Origin of the sequence: Streptomyces armeniacus (assembly GCF_003355155.1) — a bacterium.
GTDB lineage: Bacteria > Actinomycetota > Actinomycetes > Streptomycetales > Streptomycetaceae > Streptomyces > Streptomyces armeniacus.
In genome coordinates this window covers 5,080,041-5,095,448 of the sequence record NZ_CP031320.1, presented here as the reverse complement: position 1 = coordinate 5,095,448, position 15,408 = coordinate 5,080,041, and the positions used below count along the sequence as shown (strand labels likewise).

13 protein-coding genes are annotated in these 15,408 nt (G+C 75.4%); 11 read left to right on the top strand and 2 right to left on the bottom strand.

The window, feature by feature from the left end; genetic code table 11:
• Position 1 precedes the first annotated feature (1 nt).
• From DVA86_RS22215 to DVA86_RS22200, 4 genes are all read left to right on the top strand, one after another.
• Positions 2-745: a (Fe-S)-binding protein gene (locus tag DVA86_RS22215; RefSeq protein WP_245997714.1), complete on the top strand. Its 744-nt coding sequence runs from the start codon at positions 2-4 to the stop codon at positions 743-745.
• Positions 742-2,352 carry an LUD domain-containing protein gene (locus tag DVA86_RS22210; protein WP_208880827.1) on the top strand — a complete coding sequence of 537 codons (1,611 nt, stop codon included), beginning with the start codon at positions 742-744 and terminating at the stop codon, positions 2,350-2,352. The genes DVA86_RS22215 and DVA86_RS22210 overlap by 4 nt, the downstream gene beginning before the upstream one ends.
• A complete protein-coding gene (locus DVA86_RS35970; RefSeq protein ID WP_208880825.1) occupies positions 2,349-3,002 on the top strand; it encodes a LutC/YkgG family protein in 654 nt (217 codons plus the stop codon). Before DVA86_RS22210 ends, DVA86_RS35970 begins: the two co-directional genes overlap by 4 nt.
• A 186-nt stretch (positions 3,003-3,188) precedes the next feature.
• The gene (locus DVA86_RS22200) at positions 3,189-3,575 is read left to right on the top strand and encodes an NIPSNAP family protein (RefSeq protein WP_245997712.1); all 387 of its coding nucleotides are present in this window, start codon (positions 3,189-3,191) and stop codon (positions 3,573-3,575) included.
• A gap of 12 nt (positions 3,576-3,587) precedes the next feature.
• On the opposite strand, the gene DVA86_RS22195 is transcribed toward DVA86_RS22200, so the two are convergent.
• Both DVA86_RS22195 and DVA86_RS22190 read right to left on the bottom strand, forming a co-directional pair.
• Positions 3,588-5,249: an alpha-amylase family glycosyl hydrolase gene (locus DVA86_RS22195; protein WP_208880821.1), complete on the bottom strand. Its 1,662-nt coding sequence runs from the start codon at positions 5,247-5,249 to the stop codon at positions 3,588-3,590.
• 90 nt (positions 5,250-5,339) lie between these two features.
• Positions 5,340-6,545 (bottom strand): ROK family transcriptional regulator, encoded by a 1,206-nt coding sequence (locus DVA86_RS22190; RefSeq protein WP_208880819.1) that lies wholly within the window; start codon positions 6,543-6,545, stop codon positions 5,340-5,342.
• Between the two features lie 272 nt (positions 6,546-6,817).
• On the opposite strand from DVA86_RS22190, the gene DVA86_RS22185 reads away from it, so the two are divergent.
• The 7 genes from DVA86_RS22185 to DVA86_RS22155 all read left to right on the top strand — a co-directional run bounded on the left by DVA86_RS22185 (position 6,818) and on the right by DVA86_RS22155 (position 15,371).
• The gene (locus DVA86_RS22185) at positions 6,818-7,948 is read left to right on the top strand and encodes an AAA family ATPase (RefSeq protein WP_208880817.1); all 1,131 of its coding nucleotides are present in this window, start codon (positions 6,818-6,820) and stop codon (positions 7,946-7,948) included.
• Between the two features lie 125 nt (positions 7,949-8,073).
• The gene (locus tag DVA86_RS22180) at positions 8,074-8,403 is read left to right on the top strand and encodes a nucleotide pyrophosphohydrolase (protein ID WP_245997710.1); all 330 of its coding nucleotides are present in this window, start codon (positions 8,074-8,076) and stop codon (positions 8,401-8,403) included.
• 105 nt (positions 8,404-8,508) lie between these two features.
• Positions 8,509-8,973 carry a DUF6099 family protein gene (locus DVA86_RS22175; RefSeq protein ID WP_208880813.1) on the top strand — a complete coding sequence of 155 codons (465 nt, stop codon included), beginning with the start codon at positions 8,509-8,511 and terminating at the stop codon, positions 8,971-8,973.
• Positions 8,974-9,031: 58 nt separating this feature from the next.
• Complete coding sequence (locus DVA86_RS22170; protein WP_208880812.1) at positions 9,032-9,955, top strand: LLM class F420-dependent oxidoreductase; 924 nt, start codon at positions 9,032-9,034, stop codon at positions 9,953-9,955.
• Positions 9,952-10,956, top strand: a complete 1,005-nt coding sequence (mmuM, locus tag DVA86_RS22165) for a homocysteine S-methyltransferase (RefSeq protein ID WP_208880810.1) — start codon at positions 9,952-9,954, stop codon at positions 10,954-10,956. The genes DVA86_RS22170 and mmuM overlap by 4 nt, the downstream gene beginning before the upstream one ends.
• Positions 10,957-10,989: 33 nt before the next feature.
• Positions 10,990-12,645 carry a 3' terminal RNA ribose 2'-O-methyltransferase Hen1 gene (locus DVA86_RS22160; RefSeq protein WP_208880808.1) on the top strand — a complete coding sequence of 552 codons (1,656 nt, stop codon included), beginning with the start codon at positions 10,990-10,992 and terminating at the stop codon, positions 12,643-12,645.
• A complete protein-coding gene (locus DVA86_RS22155; protein WP_208880806.1) occupies positions 12,642-15,371 on the top strand; it encodes a polynucleotide kinase-phosphatase in 2,730 nt (909 codons plus the stop codon). Before DVA86_RS22160 ends, DVA86_RS22155 begins: the two co-directional genes overlap by 4 nt.
• The last annotated feature ends 37 nt before the right edge of the window (positions 15,372-15,408 follow it).

Sequence of the window (15,408 nt, the reverse complement as noted above, 5' to 3'; positions counted from 1 at the left end):
GGTGGCGCTGTTCACCTCCTGCGCCGCCGACCTGGTGGCGCCGGGGCCCGCGCTCGCGGCGGCGCGGGTGCTGGCGGCCACCGGCGCGGAGGTGACCGTTCCGCGGGCGCAGACATGCTGCGGGCAGGTCGCGCTCAACTCCGGGCACCCGGCGCCCGCGACGCGGCTGATGCGGCACTGGGTGGCGACGTTCGAGGGGTACGACGCGGTGGTAGCCGTGTCCGGCTCGTGCGCCGCCACCGTGCACCACCGGTTCCCGCGGCTGCTCACCGGGCGGTGGCGCCCGCGGGCGGCCGATGTGGTGGAGCGCACCTGGGAGTTCACGCAGTACCTCGCGCAGTACGGCGGCGGGCTCGACCTCGCCCTGACCGGCGACGTCACCTGGCACGACGCCTGCCACATGCTGCGCTCGCTGGGTGAACGGGCCGCGCCCCGCGAGGTGCTGGGGCGCGTACGGGGGCTGCGGCTGCACGAGGCCGCCGACCGCGAGGTGTGCTGCGGGTTCGGCGGCACGTTCGCGCTCACGTACCCGGAGGTGTCCTGCGCGATGGCCGACCGCAAGCTCGCCGACGGTGCGGCCACCGGCGCCACGCACGTCGTCTCGTCCGACGCGACCTGCCTGCTGCACCTGGCCGGGCGCGCGGAGCGGCGCGCCGTACGCCTGCGGACGCTGCACGTCGCGGAACTCCTCGCGGCGGCCCTGCCGGACGGGCCCGGCTCGCTGGCGGAGGTGGCGGCGGCATGAGCGCCGAGGGCGAGGGCGAGGGTGTGAGCGGGGGCGGCGAGGGCGAGGGCGAGGAGGTGAGCGGCGGCGAACGGGACTTCGGCACGGGCGAGCGGCCCGGGTCGAGCGCGCTGCGCGGCGCCGGGCGGGTGCCGCGCGAGCGGCCGGAGTGGGCCGCCGGCGTACGCCCGGGGCACCGGCCGCTGCTGCCCGTCGTGACGGCGGACGCGGTGGCGCGCGAGGAGTCCGCGCGTACGGCGGAGCGGCTCGCCGCGCGCAGCCGGGAGCGGCCGGGCGACCAGTGGCCGGAGCACGTACGGGCGCTGCGCGAACGCGCCGCGCACATCCGCCGGGAGACGCTGGACGACCTGGAGAGCCACCTCGGCGCGCTCACCGCGCGCGTCACGGAGCACGGCGGCACGGTCCACCGCGCCGCCACCGCCGCCGACGCGACCGCCGTCGTACGCCGGATCGCGGCGGAGCACGGCGCGCGGCTGGTGGTGAAGTCGAAGTCCATGGTGGCGGAGGAGATCGGGCTCAACCCCGCGCTGGAGGCCGACGGCATCGAAGTGGTGGAGACGGACCTCGGCGAGTACATCGTGCAGCTCGGCGACGAGCGGCCCGCCCACATCATCGCGCCCGCCGCGCACCTGTCCCGCGCCGACGTCGCCCGCCGCTTCGACGCCCTGGCGGGCGCCGAACAGGCCCAGCGCCCGCGGGACCACAGCGCGAGCGCCCTGGCGGGCTTCGCCCGCGCCCGGCTCCGCGCGGACTTCCGGCGCGCCGACATGGGCGTCACGGGCGTCAACTTCGCCGTCGCCGAGACCGGCACCCTCGCCCTCGTCACCAACGAGGGCAACGCCGACATGGTGACCTCCCAGCCCCGCGTACACGTCGCGGTCATGACGCCGGAGAAGGTCGTGCCGCGGCTGGCCGACCTCGGGGTGCTCCTCCCGCTGCTCTCCCACGCCGGCGCCGGCCAGCGCGCGACCGTCTACCAGACCCTGCTCAACGGGCCGCGCAGGGACGGCGAAGCGGACGGCCCCGACGCACTGCACCTCGTCATCGTGGACAACGGCCGGCACCGCATCCTCGGCACGAAGTACGAAGACGTGCTCGCGTGCATCCGCTGCGGCGCGTGCCAGACGGCGTGCCCCGTCTTCCGCACCCTGGGCGGCGGGCACGCGTACGGCTCGGTGTACGGCGGCCCCGTCGGCGCGGTCCTCGCGCCGCTCCTCGACGAACACCCGGGGGACGCCGAACTGCCGTACCTGTCCAGCCTGTGCGGCGCCTGCGCCGACGTCTGCCCCGTCCGCATCCCGCTGCCGGACATGCTGGTCGACCTGCGCGCCGACCACGCCGCGTCCCGGCGGGGGCCCGCCGCGGCGGCCTGGCACGCCTGGTCGGTGCTGTGGTCGAGCCGCGCCGGATACCTCGCGTCCCTCGCGGGCACCGCCGTGGCGGCCCGCGCCCTGCCGCGCCGCGCGCTCGCCGCGCTGCCCGCCGCCCGGCGGTGGGCGCGCGGCCGTACGCTGCCGGACCTGCGGGCGGCGGGCCGGCTGCGCCGGGCCGTGCGCCGTACGGCCGGGCGCGGCAGCCGCGCCGCCCGTCACCGGGACCTGCCGTGACCGGCGGACCCGGGCCCCGTGCGGGCGGCGCGCACGGACCGGACGGTGCTCCCGGAGCGGACGGCCCGCATGGACCGGACGGTGCTCCCGGCCCGGACGAGGCCGCACGGCAACTCGCCGCCCGCGCGGACCGGTTCGCCGCCGCCCTCGACGCCGTGGGCGGCACCTGCCACCGTGTCGCGGACGCCGACGCGGCACGCGCGGTGGTGGAGCGGCTCTGCGGCCCGTACCCCGTCGCCGTACACCGCGAGCCGTTGGTCGACCGGGTGACCGCCGGCCTGCACCGGGTCGCCGACCCGTGGGCCGCGGAGACGGGCGTCACCAGCGCGCTGGCCGCCGTCGCGGACACCGGGACGCTGGCGCTGGCGTACGACGGCGCGCGCCCGCGCGGCACTTCGCTGGTGCCGCCCCGCCATGTCGCGGTCGTGCCGGCGACGCGGCTCGTGGACTCGTACGCCGACGCCGTCGGCCGGCTCGCCGCACTCAGCCCCGCCCCCTCGGGCATGCAGCTGATCACCGGCCCGAGCAGCTCCGGCGACATCGAGATGGTGCAGGTCCGCGGCATGCACGGCCCGCTAGCGGTGCACGTGGTCCTGGTCGGCCCCCGGCTTGCACGAGCCGACCGGCCGAGCTGTCACGAAGCTAGGTGACGAGCTTCTTCTCTTCTGTTTCTCCCGGCCACAGAGCTGCTTCCGGGCGACCGTTCCAGCTGGCGGTGATCAGCGCGTGCGACCCCCTCCGAGGAGGCAATCCCAAGGGGCGGACGGCGCTACTTTGACGGCACGCCCTGGCGCCCGCGGCACGCGCGCTACCGTGACCCTGTGATCACCTGCGTTGTGGAGTACGTCATCGACCCCGCGAAGACCGAGCGGTTCGAGGAGTTCGCGCACCGCTGGATGGAGCTGGTGGCCAGGCACGGCGGCGAGCACCACGGCTACTTCCTGCCGTCCGAGGGCGCCAGCGACCGGGCGCTCGCGCTGTTCAGCTTCCCCAGCCTGGCGGCGTACGAGAACTACCGCGAACTGTTCGGCACGGACCCCGACTTCGTGGCCGCCGACCGCATCCGGGACGAGAGCGGCTGCGTCCTGCGGCACGAACGGACCTTCATGCGCCCGCTGCTGCCCGACTCGCCCCCGGCGGACGGTCTGCCGGACGCGCGGGACGCGCCGGACGCGCCAGGTCTGCCGGGCGGGGACGCCGGGAACGCGTCGCCGGAGGCGTAGCCGGGCGGGCCGTCACAGGACGAAGACCCCGTAGCCGAAGCCGTCGGCCGCGACCCCGTCCGCCGTGAGCGTCACGCCGTCGGCCTCCAGCGGGCGCGCCCGCTCCTGTCCGGGCGGGCGTACGGGCGCGGTGGAGGCCCGCCGCGCCGGGTTGACCACCACGAGGTGGGAGCCGCCGCGCCGGTACACGAACGGGTAGCCCTCGTGCAGCACTTCCACCGCACCCGCCGGGCCCAGCGCGGGCGTTGACGTGCGGAGCGCGATGAGGCGGCGTACGAGGTGCAGGAGCGATGTCTCGTCGGCGCGCTGCGACGCCACGTCGGGCCGGTCCGGACCGGGGTCCAGCGGGAGGTAGAACCGGTCCTCGGGCGCGGTGGAGAAGCCCGCGCCCGGCGAGGAGTCCCATTGCATGGGCGTACGGGAGCCCGAGCGGTTGTATCCGGGGCCGAGCGCGCTCCCCTCGTGGTCGGGGAGCCCGGGGACGTAGCGCATGCCGATCTCGTCGCCGTAGTAGATGGCGGGCAGTGACGGCCAGGTCAGCTGGAACGCGAAGGCCGCCGGGAGCTGTTCGGGCGTACGCGGGCCGCATGCGAGCCGCGAGTAGTCGTGGTTGGAGGTGGGCAGCGCGGTGTGGCCCGCCTCCCCGATCTTCCCGGCGGCCGCACGCCACGCCTCGGTGAACGGCCGCGGCGAACCCCGACCTTCGGCGTCGAAGAAGCAGTCCAGCGCGGCCCAGTGCGCGTGTTCGGTGCCCTGACCGGTGCCCCAGAGCGAACGCATCGGCAGCCCGTCGGTCTCCCCGCCGAACTGCAGGAAGAAGTCCGCGTGGAAGCCCGCGGGCACGGACACGGCCGGATCGCCCCACTCGGCGAGCAGCGCCGCTTGCGGGTGCGCGGCCTCCAGCCAGCCGCGCAGCCCGGTCCACAGCCGCGTCGTCTCCGCGTGCCCCGGGTCGTCCTTCACCAGCGACGCGGCCATGTCGACGCGGAAGCCGGAGACGCCGAGCCGCAGCCAGTGGTCCATGACGTCGCGCAGCGCCTGCCGGTTGGCGCGCGGGCCCTCCGCGTCGACGGGCTGCCGCCAGGGCTCGGCCGGATCCGTACGGGCGAAGCCGAAGTTGAGCGCGGGCTGCGACTCGAAGAAGTTCGGCAGGTAGAAGCCGCCCCGGCGGCCGGGCGAGGGCACGTACCCCGCGGGCACGTCGGCGTCCTCGGGCGCCCACACGTACCGGCCGTCCGACGGGTCGTCCGCCGATGCACGGAACCACGGGTGCCGGTGGGAGGTGTGCCCCGGCACCAGGTCGAGCAGGACGCGGATGCCGCGCCGGCGGGCGGCGTCGACGAGGGCGGCCAGATCGTCGTTGGTGCCGTAGCGGGGGGCGACGGTGAAGTAGTCGGAGATGTCGTACCCGGCGTCGCGGAACGGCGAGGCGAAGCACGGGTTCAGCCATACGGCGTTCACGCCCAGCCAGGCCAGATGGTCCAGGCGCGCGGTGATGCCGGCGAAGTCGCCGATGCCGTCGCCGTCGGAGTCCGCGAAGCTCTGCGGGTAGATCTGGTACAGCACGGCGTCGTGGAGCCAGGACAGGGCGGGCACGCCGGCGTGCCCGCCGGCCGCGTCCGTGGTGGCGGGTTCGGTGGCTGCTGCGGAGTGGCCGTCGGAGCGGGAGGTCATAGGGCGGGGGTGCCTTTCGTCGTCAACGGTTCCGGTGCCACGGCCGACCGTATCCGCGCTCTACGACAGTGGTGCGGCGCGATCCGCGCTCTACGACAGCGGCGCCCGTACCGTCTCGCGTATGACCAGGCACGCGGCGCCGCGCGCCCACAGGTCGTCCCGTACGGGGTCGAGCTGCACGTCGCAGTCGTGTGCGGCCTCGGAGAACGCGTGCTCCCGGAGGGCCGTCGTCATGGCGGGCCCGAACAGGTCGTGTGCGACGGCGCCTTCGCCCGCGATGATGATTTTCTGCAGGTTCAGCAGGTTGCACAGCCCGGCCAGGCCCCGGCCCAGCGCGGTGCCCGCCTCCGCGAACGCGGACCGGCTCACGGCCTGCCGCGCGCCACCGCCGTTCCGCGCCCACGCCATGGCGGTCGCGATGTCCGGGCACGCCGCGACCGTCGGCGGCAGCGCGTCGCGTATCTGCCGGAGGACGGCCCCCTCGGAGGCCAGCGCCTCCAGGCAGCCGCGCCGCCCGCAGCTGCACATCGGGCCCCGCGGGTCCAGCGGGAGGTGGCCCAGCTCGCCGGCCATCCCGCTGGAGCCGGAGTACAGGGTGCCGTCCAGCAGCAGGCCGCAGCCGATGCCGGAGCCGACGGTGACGACGGCGAACGAGTCGATGTCGCGGCCCTGCCCGAACCAGCGCTCGGCCACGACCAGGGTGTTGACATCGTTGTTGACGACGACGGGCAGTCCGGTCGTACGCGACAGGGGCTCGGCGACCGCGACCTTCTGCCAGTCGAGGATCGCCGAGTAACGGCACACCCCCGCGGCCGAGTCGACGTGCCCGGACACGCCGACGCCGATGCCCAGCACGCTGTCCGCCGCGTGCGGCCGTTCGGCGGCCGTCTCGGCGACGAGCCGGGCGGTCAGCTCGGCGGCCGCGGCCAGTGCCGTGGCGGGAGTGCTGTCGGCCAGGGCCTGTTCGGCGCGGGCGAGGACGTTCGCGGCCATGTCGGTGAGCACGGCGGAGACCAGCCGCGGGCCGATCTTGACGCCGACGACGACGTGCCGCTCCGCGTTGACCTCGAGGAACCGCTGTGGGCGGCCGGGGCCCTTGGGGACGGTCTCCGTCTCGCGCAGGTAGTCGCCGTCGAGCAGCGGCGGCAGCAGCCGGGTCACGGTGGACGGGGCGAGGCCGAGCCGGCGGGCCAGTCCCGTACGGGAGATGGGCCCGGCGGTCAGCACCAGCGCGAAGATCTCCGCGCGGGTCTGCTCGCCGATCAGGTCCTGGACCGGATGCCCGGAAAGGCTCATTCGCCGCATACCTCCAGTGCGAGTGGCGGCCGCCGCGTCGCGGCCGCTGGTGCAGACCAGCTCCGTGTGCCCGTGCATCATGCCGCCGGAGTCCCGCGCGCGGTGTGGGTGGGGGTGCCCGTGGTACGGAGCCTGTCCGCTCCGCTGACGCCCGCGGCACCCCGACTGGCGCGCGGACCACGGGAGTTGAGCGCGTACGCCCGTCGCCTGATCGGGCGAAGCCGGGTACGCCGGAACGGTTCCGCTCGCGCGCGGGTGCGTACGGTCCCGGCATGGACTCAGGGACCTCGTGCGCCGTCACCGAACTGCGGCTCTCCGCATTCCGCTCGCACCGGGCCCGTACGCTGCCGCTCGCCCCGCTCACCCTGGTGACGGGGCCGAGCGGCAGCGGCAAGTCCAGCCTGCTGGCCGGGTACGAGGCGCTGGCGCGGCTCGGTGCCGGCGAGGCGCTCGGGCAGGTCTTCGGCGGGGCGCGCGGCGCCGCCTCCGCCTACGTCCCGCAGGGCGCCCGCGCCGACCCGCAGGGCAGGCGCGGCTTCCGGATCGGCTGCACCGTGGCGGGCCCGGCCGGGCGGGTACGGCTGGACCTCGCCGTACAGGCCGAGCCCGAACTCCGTATCGCCGGGGAGCGGTTGACCGGTCCGGACGGGCAGACGCTGTTCTCCACCGCGCTGCGCGACCCGGGGCGGCGCCAGGTGCAGGCGGAGTGGCACACCTCCGGCGCCGCCCGCTTCACCCGCGCTCCGCTGCCGGACGACCGGCTGGCGACCGCGCTGCTGCCGCTGCGGGTGTCCGGCGCCACGGCGGCGCAGCGCGGCGTACTGGCGGCGGCCGAGCAGGTGGTGCTCGCGCTGTGTTCCGTGTTCCCCTGCGACCCGCTGCCGGAGCGGATGCGGGCACCCGTGCCCCGTACGGACGCGCTGCTGCGCGGCTGCTGCGACAACCTCGCGGCGGTGCTGGCCCGTACCCGCGCGGCGTGCGGCAGCCGGCACGCGGCGCTGGTGAAGGCCGTACGGGCGGGCTGCCGCGGCCCGGTCGAGGGGCTGGCGGCGCTGGCCGGCGAACGGGCCCTGGTGCGCGCTGTCCTGGACCGTGGCGAGACAGGGCGGCAGACGCCGGTGGAGTGGCTGGGGGACGGCGAACTTCGGTACATCGCGCTGGCGTTGGTGCTGACGTACGGCGCGGCGGCGCTCTCGGCGGACGCCGCGCGGGACGCGCTGCCGGGTGCGCCGGCGCTGACCGTCCTGGCGGACGGCCTCGACCGGGGGCTGGACCGGCGGCAGTCGGACGCGCTGATGGTGCTCGCCGCGCGGATGTGCGCGCGGGGGCACGTACGGCTGCTGGGGACGGTGCGGGGCGAGGCGGGGGTGCCGGAGGGGGCCCTGGTAGACCTGGGGGCGTGAGCGAATCCCCCGAAACCTCCCCGTCCGCCGGTACGTCTCCGTCTGCCGGTACGACCCCGTCTGCCGGTACGCCCCCGTCCGCAGGCGCGCGGCCGGCTGCCGGAACGCGGCCGTCCGATGTCACCCTGGCCGCGCTGCAGCGCAGGCTCGCCGAGTTCGCGGTCGCGCGCGACTGGGGGCAGTACCACACGCCGAAGAACCTGGCCGCGGCGCTGAGCGTCGAGGCGGGCGAACTGGTGGAGATCTTCCAGTGGCTCACGCCGGAGGAGTCGGCCCGTGTGATGGCGGACCGCGAGTCGGCGGCGCGGGTCGAGGACGAGGTCGCGGATGTCCTCGCGTACCTCCTGCAGTTCTGCGACGTGTTGGGCGTCGACGCCCTCGCGGCACTGGCCGCGAAGATCGACAGGAACGAGAAGCGTTTCCCGGCACCAGGAAACGGTCACTCTATGGAGTGACGAAGTTATTCACAGGTGCCGGATTATCCACAGATTTCCCAAACTCCCTGGCGTGTACGGCCGTTGACGGTCACGCTGGGTAGCGACCAGTGGAGGGGGATGACCATGGACGCAGCTCGCCTGATCGAGGCAACCCGGCATGCGCTTGCCCAGTGCAAGAGCCTGCCGGAGATCGTCGCGGAGGCGTGGCAGGCGCAGGCTCTGGTGGAGGCCGTGGGCACCCGGCTGGCGGTCAGCGGGCCGCCGGTCGTGCGGGCCGAGGCGGTCGGGCTCAGCGAGGCGGGCAAGCGGGGCTGCGGCTCGCTGCACCTCCCCGGCCAGAGCACGGGGGACATACGCGCGGCGCGGCTCTCCGCGATCCGCGACCCGCGCTGCGTGCTGCTGCAGCTGGGCGGGCTGCTCGGCGAGTCGGGGGTCGCGCTGGTCGGGGTGGCCGTGGCCGCCGAGGAGGAGGGGTTGTACTGGCAGTGCATCGAGGCCATCGACGCCGCCGACGAGTCCGGCGACCGGGTCGCGGGCATCCTCCGCAGACTCGCGCTGCCGGAGCGGGGTGGTGCCCCTGGCGACTGACACCGTGCCCGCGGGGGCGGCACGGCGCGCAGGGCGGACGCGAGGCAGGATGGGCTGCATGGATCTGCGTGTATTCACCGAACCTCAGCAAGGCGCCGACTACGACACCCTGCTCCGCGTGGCCAAGGCCACCGAGGAGCTGGGCTTCGACGCGTTCTTCCGCTCCGACCACTATCTGGCCATGGGGGACGGGGACGGGCTCCCCGGTCCGACCGACGCGTGGGTCACCCTCGCCGGGCTGGCCAGGGAGACCAGCCGGATCCGCCTCGGCACCCTGATGACGGCGGGCACCTTCCGGCTGCCGGGGCCGCTGGCCATCCAGGTCGCGCAGGTGGACGCGATGTCCGGCGGCCGGATCGAGTTCGGGCTGGGCTCCGGCTGGTTCGAGGAGGAGCACACGGCGTACGGCATCCCGTTCCCCGGCGACAAGTTCGCACGGCTCGAGGAGCAGCTGGCGATCGTCACCGGGCTCTGGCAGACGCCCGCCGGGGAGAAGTTCAGCTTCGACGGGAAGCACTACCGGCTCGCCGACTCTCCCGCGCTGCCCAAGCCCGCCCAGCCCAAGGTGCCGGTGCTGGTCGGCGGGCTCGGCCCGGTGCGTACTCCGCGGCTGGCGGCGCGGTTCGCGGACGAGTTCAACATCCCGTTCGCCTCGATCGGGGACTCGGAGCGGCAGTTCGGCCGCGTGCGCGACGCCATGGCGGAGGCCGGCCGCAAGGCGGACGACCTGGTGTACTCGAACGCGCTGGTCGCCTGCGTCGGCAAGGACGATGCCGAGGTGGCCCGGCGGGCGCGGACCATCGGGCGCGAGGTGGCCGAGCTGAAGGAGAACGGGCTCGCGGGCAGCCCCGCCGAAGTGGTGGACAAGATCGGCCGGTTCCAGGACATCGGCGCCTCCCGGATCTACCTCCAGATCCTCGACCTGCACGACCTCGACCACCTGGAGCTGATCGCCGCCCAGGTGCAGGCCGAGTTGGGATGACCGGCGCCGCGCAGCCGCCGGAGGCCAACCGTCCGGAGGGGCCGGGGCCGGGGCCGTCCGGTCCGGAACCGCTGTCCGGGCCGGGGGAGGCGCACGTGCCGGGCGGCCCGTCGCTGGCACGGGCGCTCGCCGACGGCCCGGTGCTCCTCGACGGCGGGCTCTCCAACCAGCTGGAGGCGCAGGGCTGCGACCTGTCCGACGTGCTCTGGTCCGCGCGGCTCCTCGCCGACGACCCGGACCAGATCACGGCGGCACACCGGGCGTATGTCCGGGCGGGCGCACGGGTGTTGATCACCAGCAGCTATCAGGCGTCGTTCGAGGGCTTCGCCCGCAAGGGCCTGGACCGCGGGCAGGCCGCCGCGCTCTTCCGGCGGAGCGTACGGCTGGCCCGCGCCGCGGCGCGGGACGCCGCACGGCCGGTGTGGGTGGCGGCCTCGGTCGGCCCGTACGGCGCGGTGCTCGCGGACGGCAGCGAGTACCGCGGCCGGTACGGGCTGGGCGTAGGGGAGCTGGAGCGGTTCCACCGGCCCCGGGTGGAGGCGCTCGTGGCGGCCGGCCCGGACGTGCTGGCCCTGGAGACCGTGCCGGACTGCGTGGAGGCGGAGGCGCTGCTGCGCGCGGTGCGCGGCTGCGGCGTCCCGGTGTGGCTCAGCTACACGGTCGCGGGCGGCCGTACGCGCGCGGGCCAGCCGCTCGACGAGGCCTTCGGTCTCGCGGCGGACCACGAGGAGGTCATCGCGGTCGGGGTCAACTGCTGTGCGGCGGAGGAGGTCGACCACGCCGTCGAGACCGCCGCCGCGCGCACCGGCCTGCCGGTCGTCGCCTACCCCAACAGCGGCGAGACCTGGGACGCGGCGCGGCATGCGTGGCGCGGCACCGCGAGTTTCGCCCCGCACCGCGTGCACGGCTGGCTGGCACGGGGCGCGCGGCTGGTCGGCGGCTGCTGCCGGGTCGGTCCGGAACGGATCGGGGAGTTGGGGCAGGCGATCGAAAACGGCTAGCCGCCGCGCTCCGTCCGGTCGATACTCGACCGGGTGTTCCTGACGATATCCACCACCGGCACCGCCGAGCGGCCCGCGACCGACCTCGGGTTTCTGCTGCACAAGCACCCCGACCGGGCGCAGTCCTTCTCCACCGCGCACGGCACCGCGCACGTGTTCTACCCCGAGGCCGCCCCGGAGCACTGCACCGCGGCGATGCTGCTGGAGGTCGACGCCGTGGCGCTGGTCCGGCGCGGCGGCGGCAAGGGCCGCGGCGGCGCCCCGGACTCGGCCCTCGCGCAGTACGTCAACGACCGCCCGTACGCCGCCTCGTCGCTGCTGGCGGTCGCCCTCGGCAGCGTCTTCCGCAGCGCGCTGGCGGGCCAGTGCAAGGCGCGCCCCGAGCTGCCTGCGCGTCCGCTGCCGCTGCGGATCGAGGTGCCCGCGCTGCCCGCGCGCGGCGGCGCCGAGATCGTGCACCGGTTCTTCGGCCCGCTGGGCTGGACCGTCGGCGCCGAACCGGTGCCGCTGGACGAGCAGTTCCCCGAGTGGGGCGACTCCCGGTACGTACGGCTGACGCTCGACGGCGAGCTGCCGCTGTCCGACGCGCTGCGCCAGCTGTACGTGCTGCTGCCCGTGCTGGACGGCGCCAAGCACTACTGGGTGACGGACGACGAGGCGGACAAGCTGCTGCGGGCCGGCGAGGGCTGGCTGGAGCACCACCCCGAGCAGCGGCTGATCGCGGGCCGCTATCTGGCGCGCCGGGCCGCGCTGACCCGGCAGGTGCTGGAACGGCTCGAACTCGCCCGGCTCGCCGAGTCCGACGACGCCGAAGTGGCGGAGATCGACAACGCGGTGACCGAAGCGGACGCGGACGGCCCCCCGGACGCGGACGGCCCCCCGGACGTGGAAGGCACCCCGGCCGCAGGCGCGACCGCCGTACCGGCCACGGACGACGCCGGCCCCGCTTCCGCGCACGAGGAGCCGGCGGCCGAGAGCGCCGCCGAACCGCACGTTCCGCTCGCCGTGCAGCGCCGTGACGCGATCACCGCCGCGCTCCGCGAGTGCGGCGCCGCCCGCGTACTGGACCTGGGCTGCGGCTCCGGCCATCTCGTCCAGGCGCTGCTGAAGGAACGGCAGTTCACCGGCATCGTCGGTGTCGACGTGTCGATGCGGGCGCTGCAGCTGGCCGCGCGCCGGCTGCGCCTGGACCGTATCGGCGAGCGCCAGGCGTCGCGCGTCACCCTGCTGCAGGGCGCGCTGACGTACACGGACGCGCGGCTCAAGGGCCACGACGCGGCCGTGCTCTGCGAGGTGATCGAGCACGTCGACCAGCCGCGGCTGCCCGCGCTCGAGTACGCCGTGTTCGGCGCCGCCCGCCCGGCCACGGTCGTCGTGACGACGCCCAACTCCGAGTACAACGTGCGCTGGGAGTCGCTGCCCGCCGGGCAGGCCCGGCACGCGGACCACCGCTTCGAGTGGACGCGCGCGGAGTTCCGCCGCTGGGCGGAGACGGTCGCGGCCCGGTACGGCTACGGCGTGGCGTTCCGTCCCGTCGGCCCCGACGACCCGGAGGTGGGCTCGCCCACCCAGCTCGCGCTGTTCACCGCCGCGTCCCCGGACGCCGCCGCGCCGGCGGAGCAGCAGGCCACAGCCGATGCCGCAGCCGGGACGGCAGCCGGGACCGCAGCCGAGGAGGCCACCCCATGACGACCCCGACCCGTACGCTCGCCGTGCCCGACCTGTCGCTCGTCGTGCTGATCGGCACCACCGGCTCCGGCAAGTCCACGTTCGCGCGCGAGCAGTTCAAGAGCACCGAGGTCGTCTCGTCCGACGTGTGCCGCGGCCTCGTCGCCGACGACGAGAACGACCAGAGCGCCACCCCCGACGCGTTCGACCTGCTGCACTACATCGCGGGCAAGCGGCTGGCCGCCGGCCGCCTCACCGTCGTGGACGCCACCAACGTCCAGGCCGGGGCGCGCCGCCAGCTGGTCGAGCTCGCCCGCGAGTACGACGTGCTGCCCGTCGCCGTCGTACTGGACGTCCCCGAGGACGTCTGCGCCGCGCGCAACGCCGGGCGCCCCGACCGCGCCGGCCTGCCCCCGCACGTCCTGCCGCGCCAGCGCCGCGAACTGCGGCGCTCCCTGCGCGGCCTGGAGCGCGAGGGCTTCCGCAAGGTGCACGTCCTGCGCGGCGAAGAGCAGGTCGCGCAGGCGGAGGTGGTGCTGGAGCGGCGGTACAACGATCTGCGGCACCTCACCGGCCCGTTCGATCTCATCGGCGACGTACACGGCTGCCGCGGCGAACTGGAGACGCTGCTCACCGACCGGCTCGGCTACGTACTGGAACGGGACGCCCGCGGCCGTCCCGTCGGCGCCCGGCACCCCCAGGACCGTACGGCCGTGTTCGTCGGCGACCTCGTCGACCGCGGCCCGGACAGTCCGGGTGTGCTGCGCCTGGTGATGGGCATGGTGGCGGCGGGCACCGCGCTGTGCGTGCCCGGCAACCACGAGAACAAGCTCGGCCGCTGGCTCAAGGGCCGCAAGGTGAAGGTCGCGCACGGCCTCGCGGAGACCATCGAGCAGCTGGAGAAGGGCGCCGCGGAGGACCCCGGGTTCACCGGGCGGGTTGCCGAGTTCATCGACTCGCTCGTCAGCCACTACGTCCTGGACGGCGGCCGGCTGGTGGTCAGCCACGCGGGACTGCCGGAGAAGTACCACGGCCGTACGTCGGGCCGTGTACGCGCGCACGCGCTGTACGGCGACACGACCGGCGAGACCGACGAGTTCGGGCTGCCGGTGCGCTACCCGTGGGCCGAGGACTACCGCGGCCGCGCCGCCGTCGTCTACGGCCACACGCCGACGCCGCGTGCCGCCTGGCACAACAACACCCTCTGCCTGGACACCGGCTGCGTCTTCGGCGGCGCCATGACCGCGCTGCGCTGGCCGGAGCGCGAACTGGTCGACACCCCGGCCGAACGGGTCTGGTACGAGCCGGTGAAGCCGCTCGCGTCCGCCGCTCCCGGCGGCGCGGAGGGCAGGCCGCTGGACCTCACGGACGTACACGGACGCCGCATCGTGGAGACCCGCCACATGGGGCGGCTCTCGGTGCGCGAGGAGAACTCGGCCGCCGCGCTGGAGGTGATGAGCCGCTTCGCCACCGACCCGCGGCTGCTGCCGTACCTGCCGCCGACGATGGCGCCGTGCGCCACCTCGCAGGGCGGACTCGACGGCGACGGCGACGGCTCGGGCTACCTGGAGCACCCGGAGGAGGCGTTCGCGGGCTACCGGAAGGACGGCGTACGGCACGTCGTCTGCGAGGAGAAGCACATGGGCTCGCGGGCCGTCGCGCTGGTGTGCCGGAACGCGGAGGTGGCGCGCGAGCGCTTCGGTACGGACGGCGGGGGCACGGACGGCGGGGGCACGGACGCTGGGGTGCCGGGCGCGCTCTACACCCGTACGGGACGCCCGTTCTTCCCGGACGGGGCCCCGGAGACCGCGCGCGTCCTCGGGCGGCTCGCGCGGTGCGCCGAGGAGGCCGGGCTGTGGGACGAACTGGACACCGGCTGGCTGCTGCTCGACACCGAGCTGATGCCCTGGTCGCTGAAGGCGGGCGGGCTGCTGCGCGGCCAGTACGCGGCGGTGGGCGCCGCCGCGGGCGCGTCGTTCCCCGGCGCCCTGGCCGCGCTGGAGGGCGCCGCCGCGCGGGGCGTGGACGTCGCGGGGCTGCTGGGGCGGCAGCGTGAGCGGGCGGCCGACGCCGCCGCGTTCACCGACGCGTACCGCCGCTACTGCTGGCCGGTCGGCGGGCAGTCCGGCACCGACGGGCTCGACGGCATCCGGATGGCACCGTTCCAGATCCTTGCCGTCGAGGGCCGCAGCCTCGCCGCGCGCCCGCACGACGAGCAACTGGCCCTGCTCGACCGGCTGGTCGCCGCCGAACGGGCCCTCGCGGAGCGCCACCACGCGGACGCCGGTGCGGGTGCTCCGGACGCCGGCGAGGCGGACCGTACGCGGATGAACACCCTGCTCGCCACCACCCGCCGGCACTACGTCGACACCCACGACGAGGTGTCCGTCGCGGACGGCGTCCGCTGGTGGCTCGACCTCACCGGCGAGGGCGGCGAGGGCATGGTGGTCAAGCCGGTGCAGGCGTACGTACGGGGTGCGGACGGCAGGCTGGTGCAGCCGGGCGTCAAGTGCCGGGGCCGCGAGTACCTGCGGATCATCTACGGCCCCGAGTACACCCGCCCGGACAACCTCGCCCGGCTCCGCTCGCGCCATCTCGGCCACAAGCGGTCGCTGGCGCTGCGCGAGTACGCCCTCGGGCTGGAGGCGCTGGACCGGCTCGCGGACGGCGAGCCGCTGTGGCGGGTGCACGAGGCCGTGTTCGCGGTGCTGGCACTGGAGTCGGAGCCGGTCGACCCCCGGCTCTGAGCCCCGGCGCTGAGCCCGCCTCCGAGCCGCGTGGACC

Bases quoted from the DNA above. Each gene is read 5' to 3' on its own strand.
- DVA86_RS22210 (WP_208880827.1), top strand. From the start codon at position 742: ATGAGCGCCGAGGGCGAGGGCGAGGGTGTGAGCGGGGGCGGCGAGGGC.
- DVA86_RS22195 (WP_208880821.1), bottom strand. From the start codon at position 5,249: ATGACCTCCCGCTCCGACGGCCACTCCGCAGCAGCCACCGAACCCGCC.
- DVA86_RS22190 (WP_208880819.1), bottom strand. From the start codon at position 6,545: ATGAGCCTTTCCGGGCATCCGGTCCAGGACCTGATCGGCGAGCAGACC.
- DVA86_RS22185 (WP_208880817.1), top strand. From the start codon at position 6,818: ATGGACTCAGGGACCTCGTGCGCCGTCACCGAACTGCGGCTCTCCGCA.
- DVA86_RS22175 (WP_208880813.1), top strand. From the start codon at position 8,509: ATGGACGCAGCTCGCCTGATCGAGGCAACCCGGCATGCGCTTGCCCAG.
- DVA86_RS22170 (WP_208880812.1), top strand. From the start codon at position 9,032: ATGGATCTGCGTGTATTCACCGAACCTCAGCAAGGCGCCGACTACGAC.
- mmuM (WP_208880810.1), top strand. From the start codon at position 9,952: ATGACCGGCGCCGCGCAGCCGCCGGAGGCCAACCGTCCGGAGGGGCCG.
- DVA86_RS22155 (WP_208880806.1), top strand. From the start codon at position 12,642: ATGACGACCCCGACCCGTACGCTCGCCGTGCCCGACCTGTCGCTCGTC.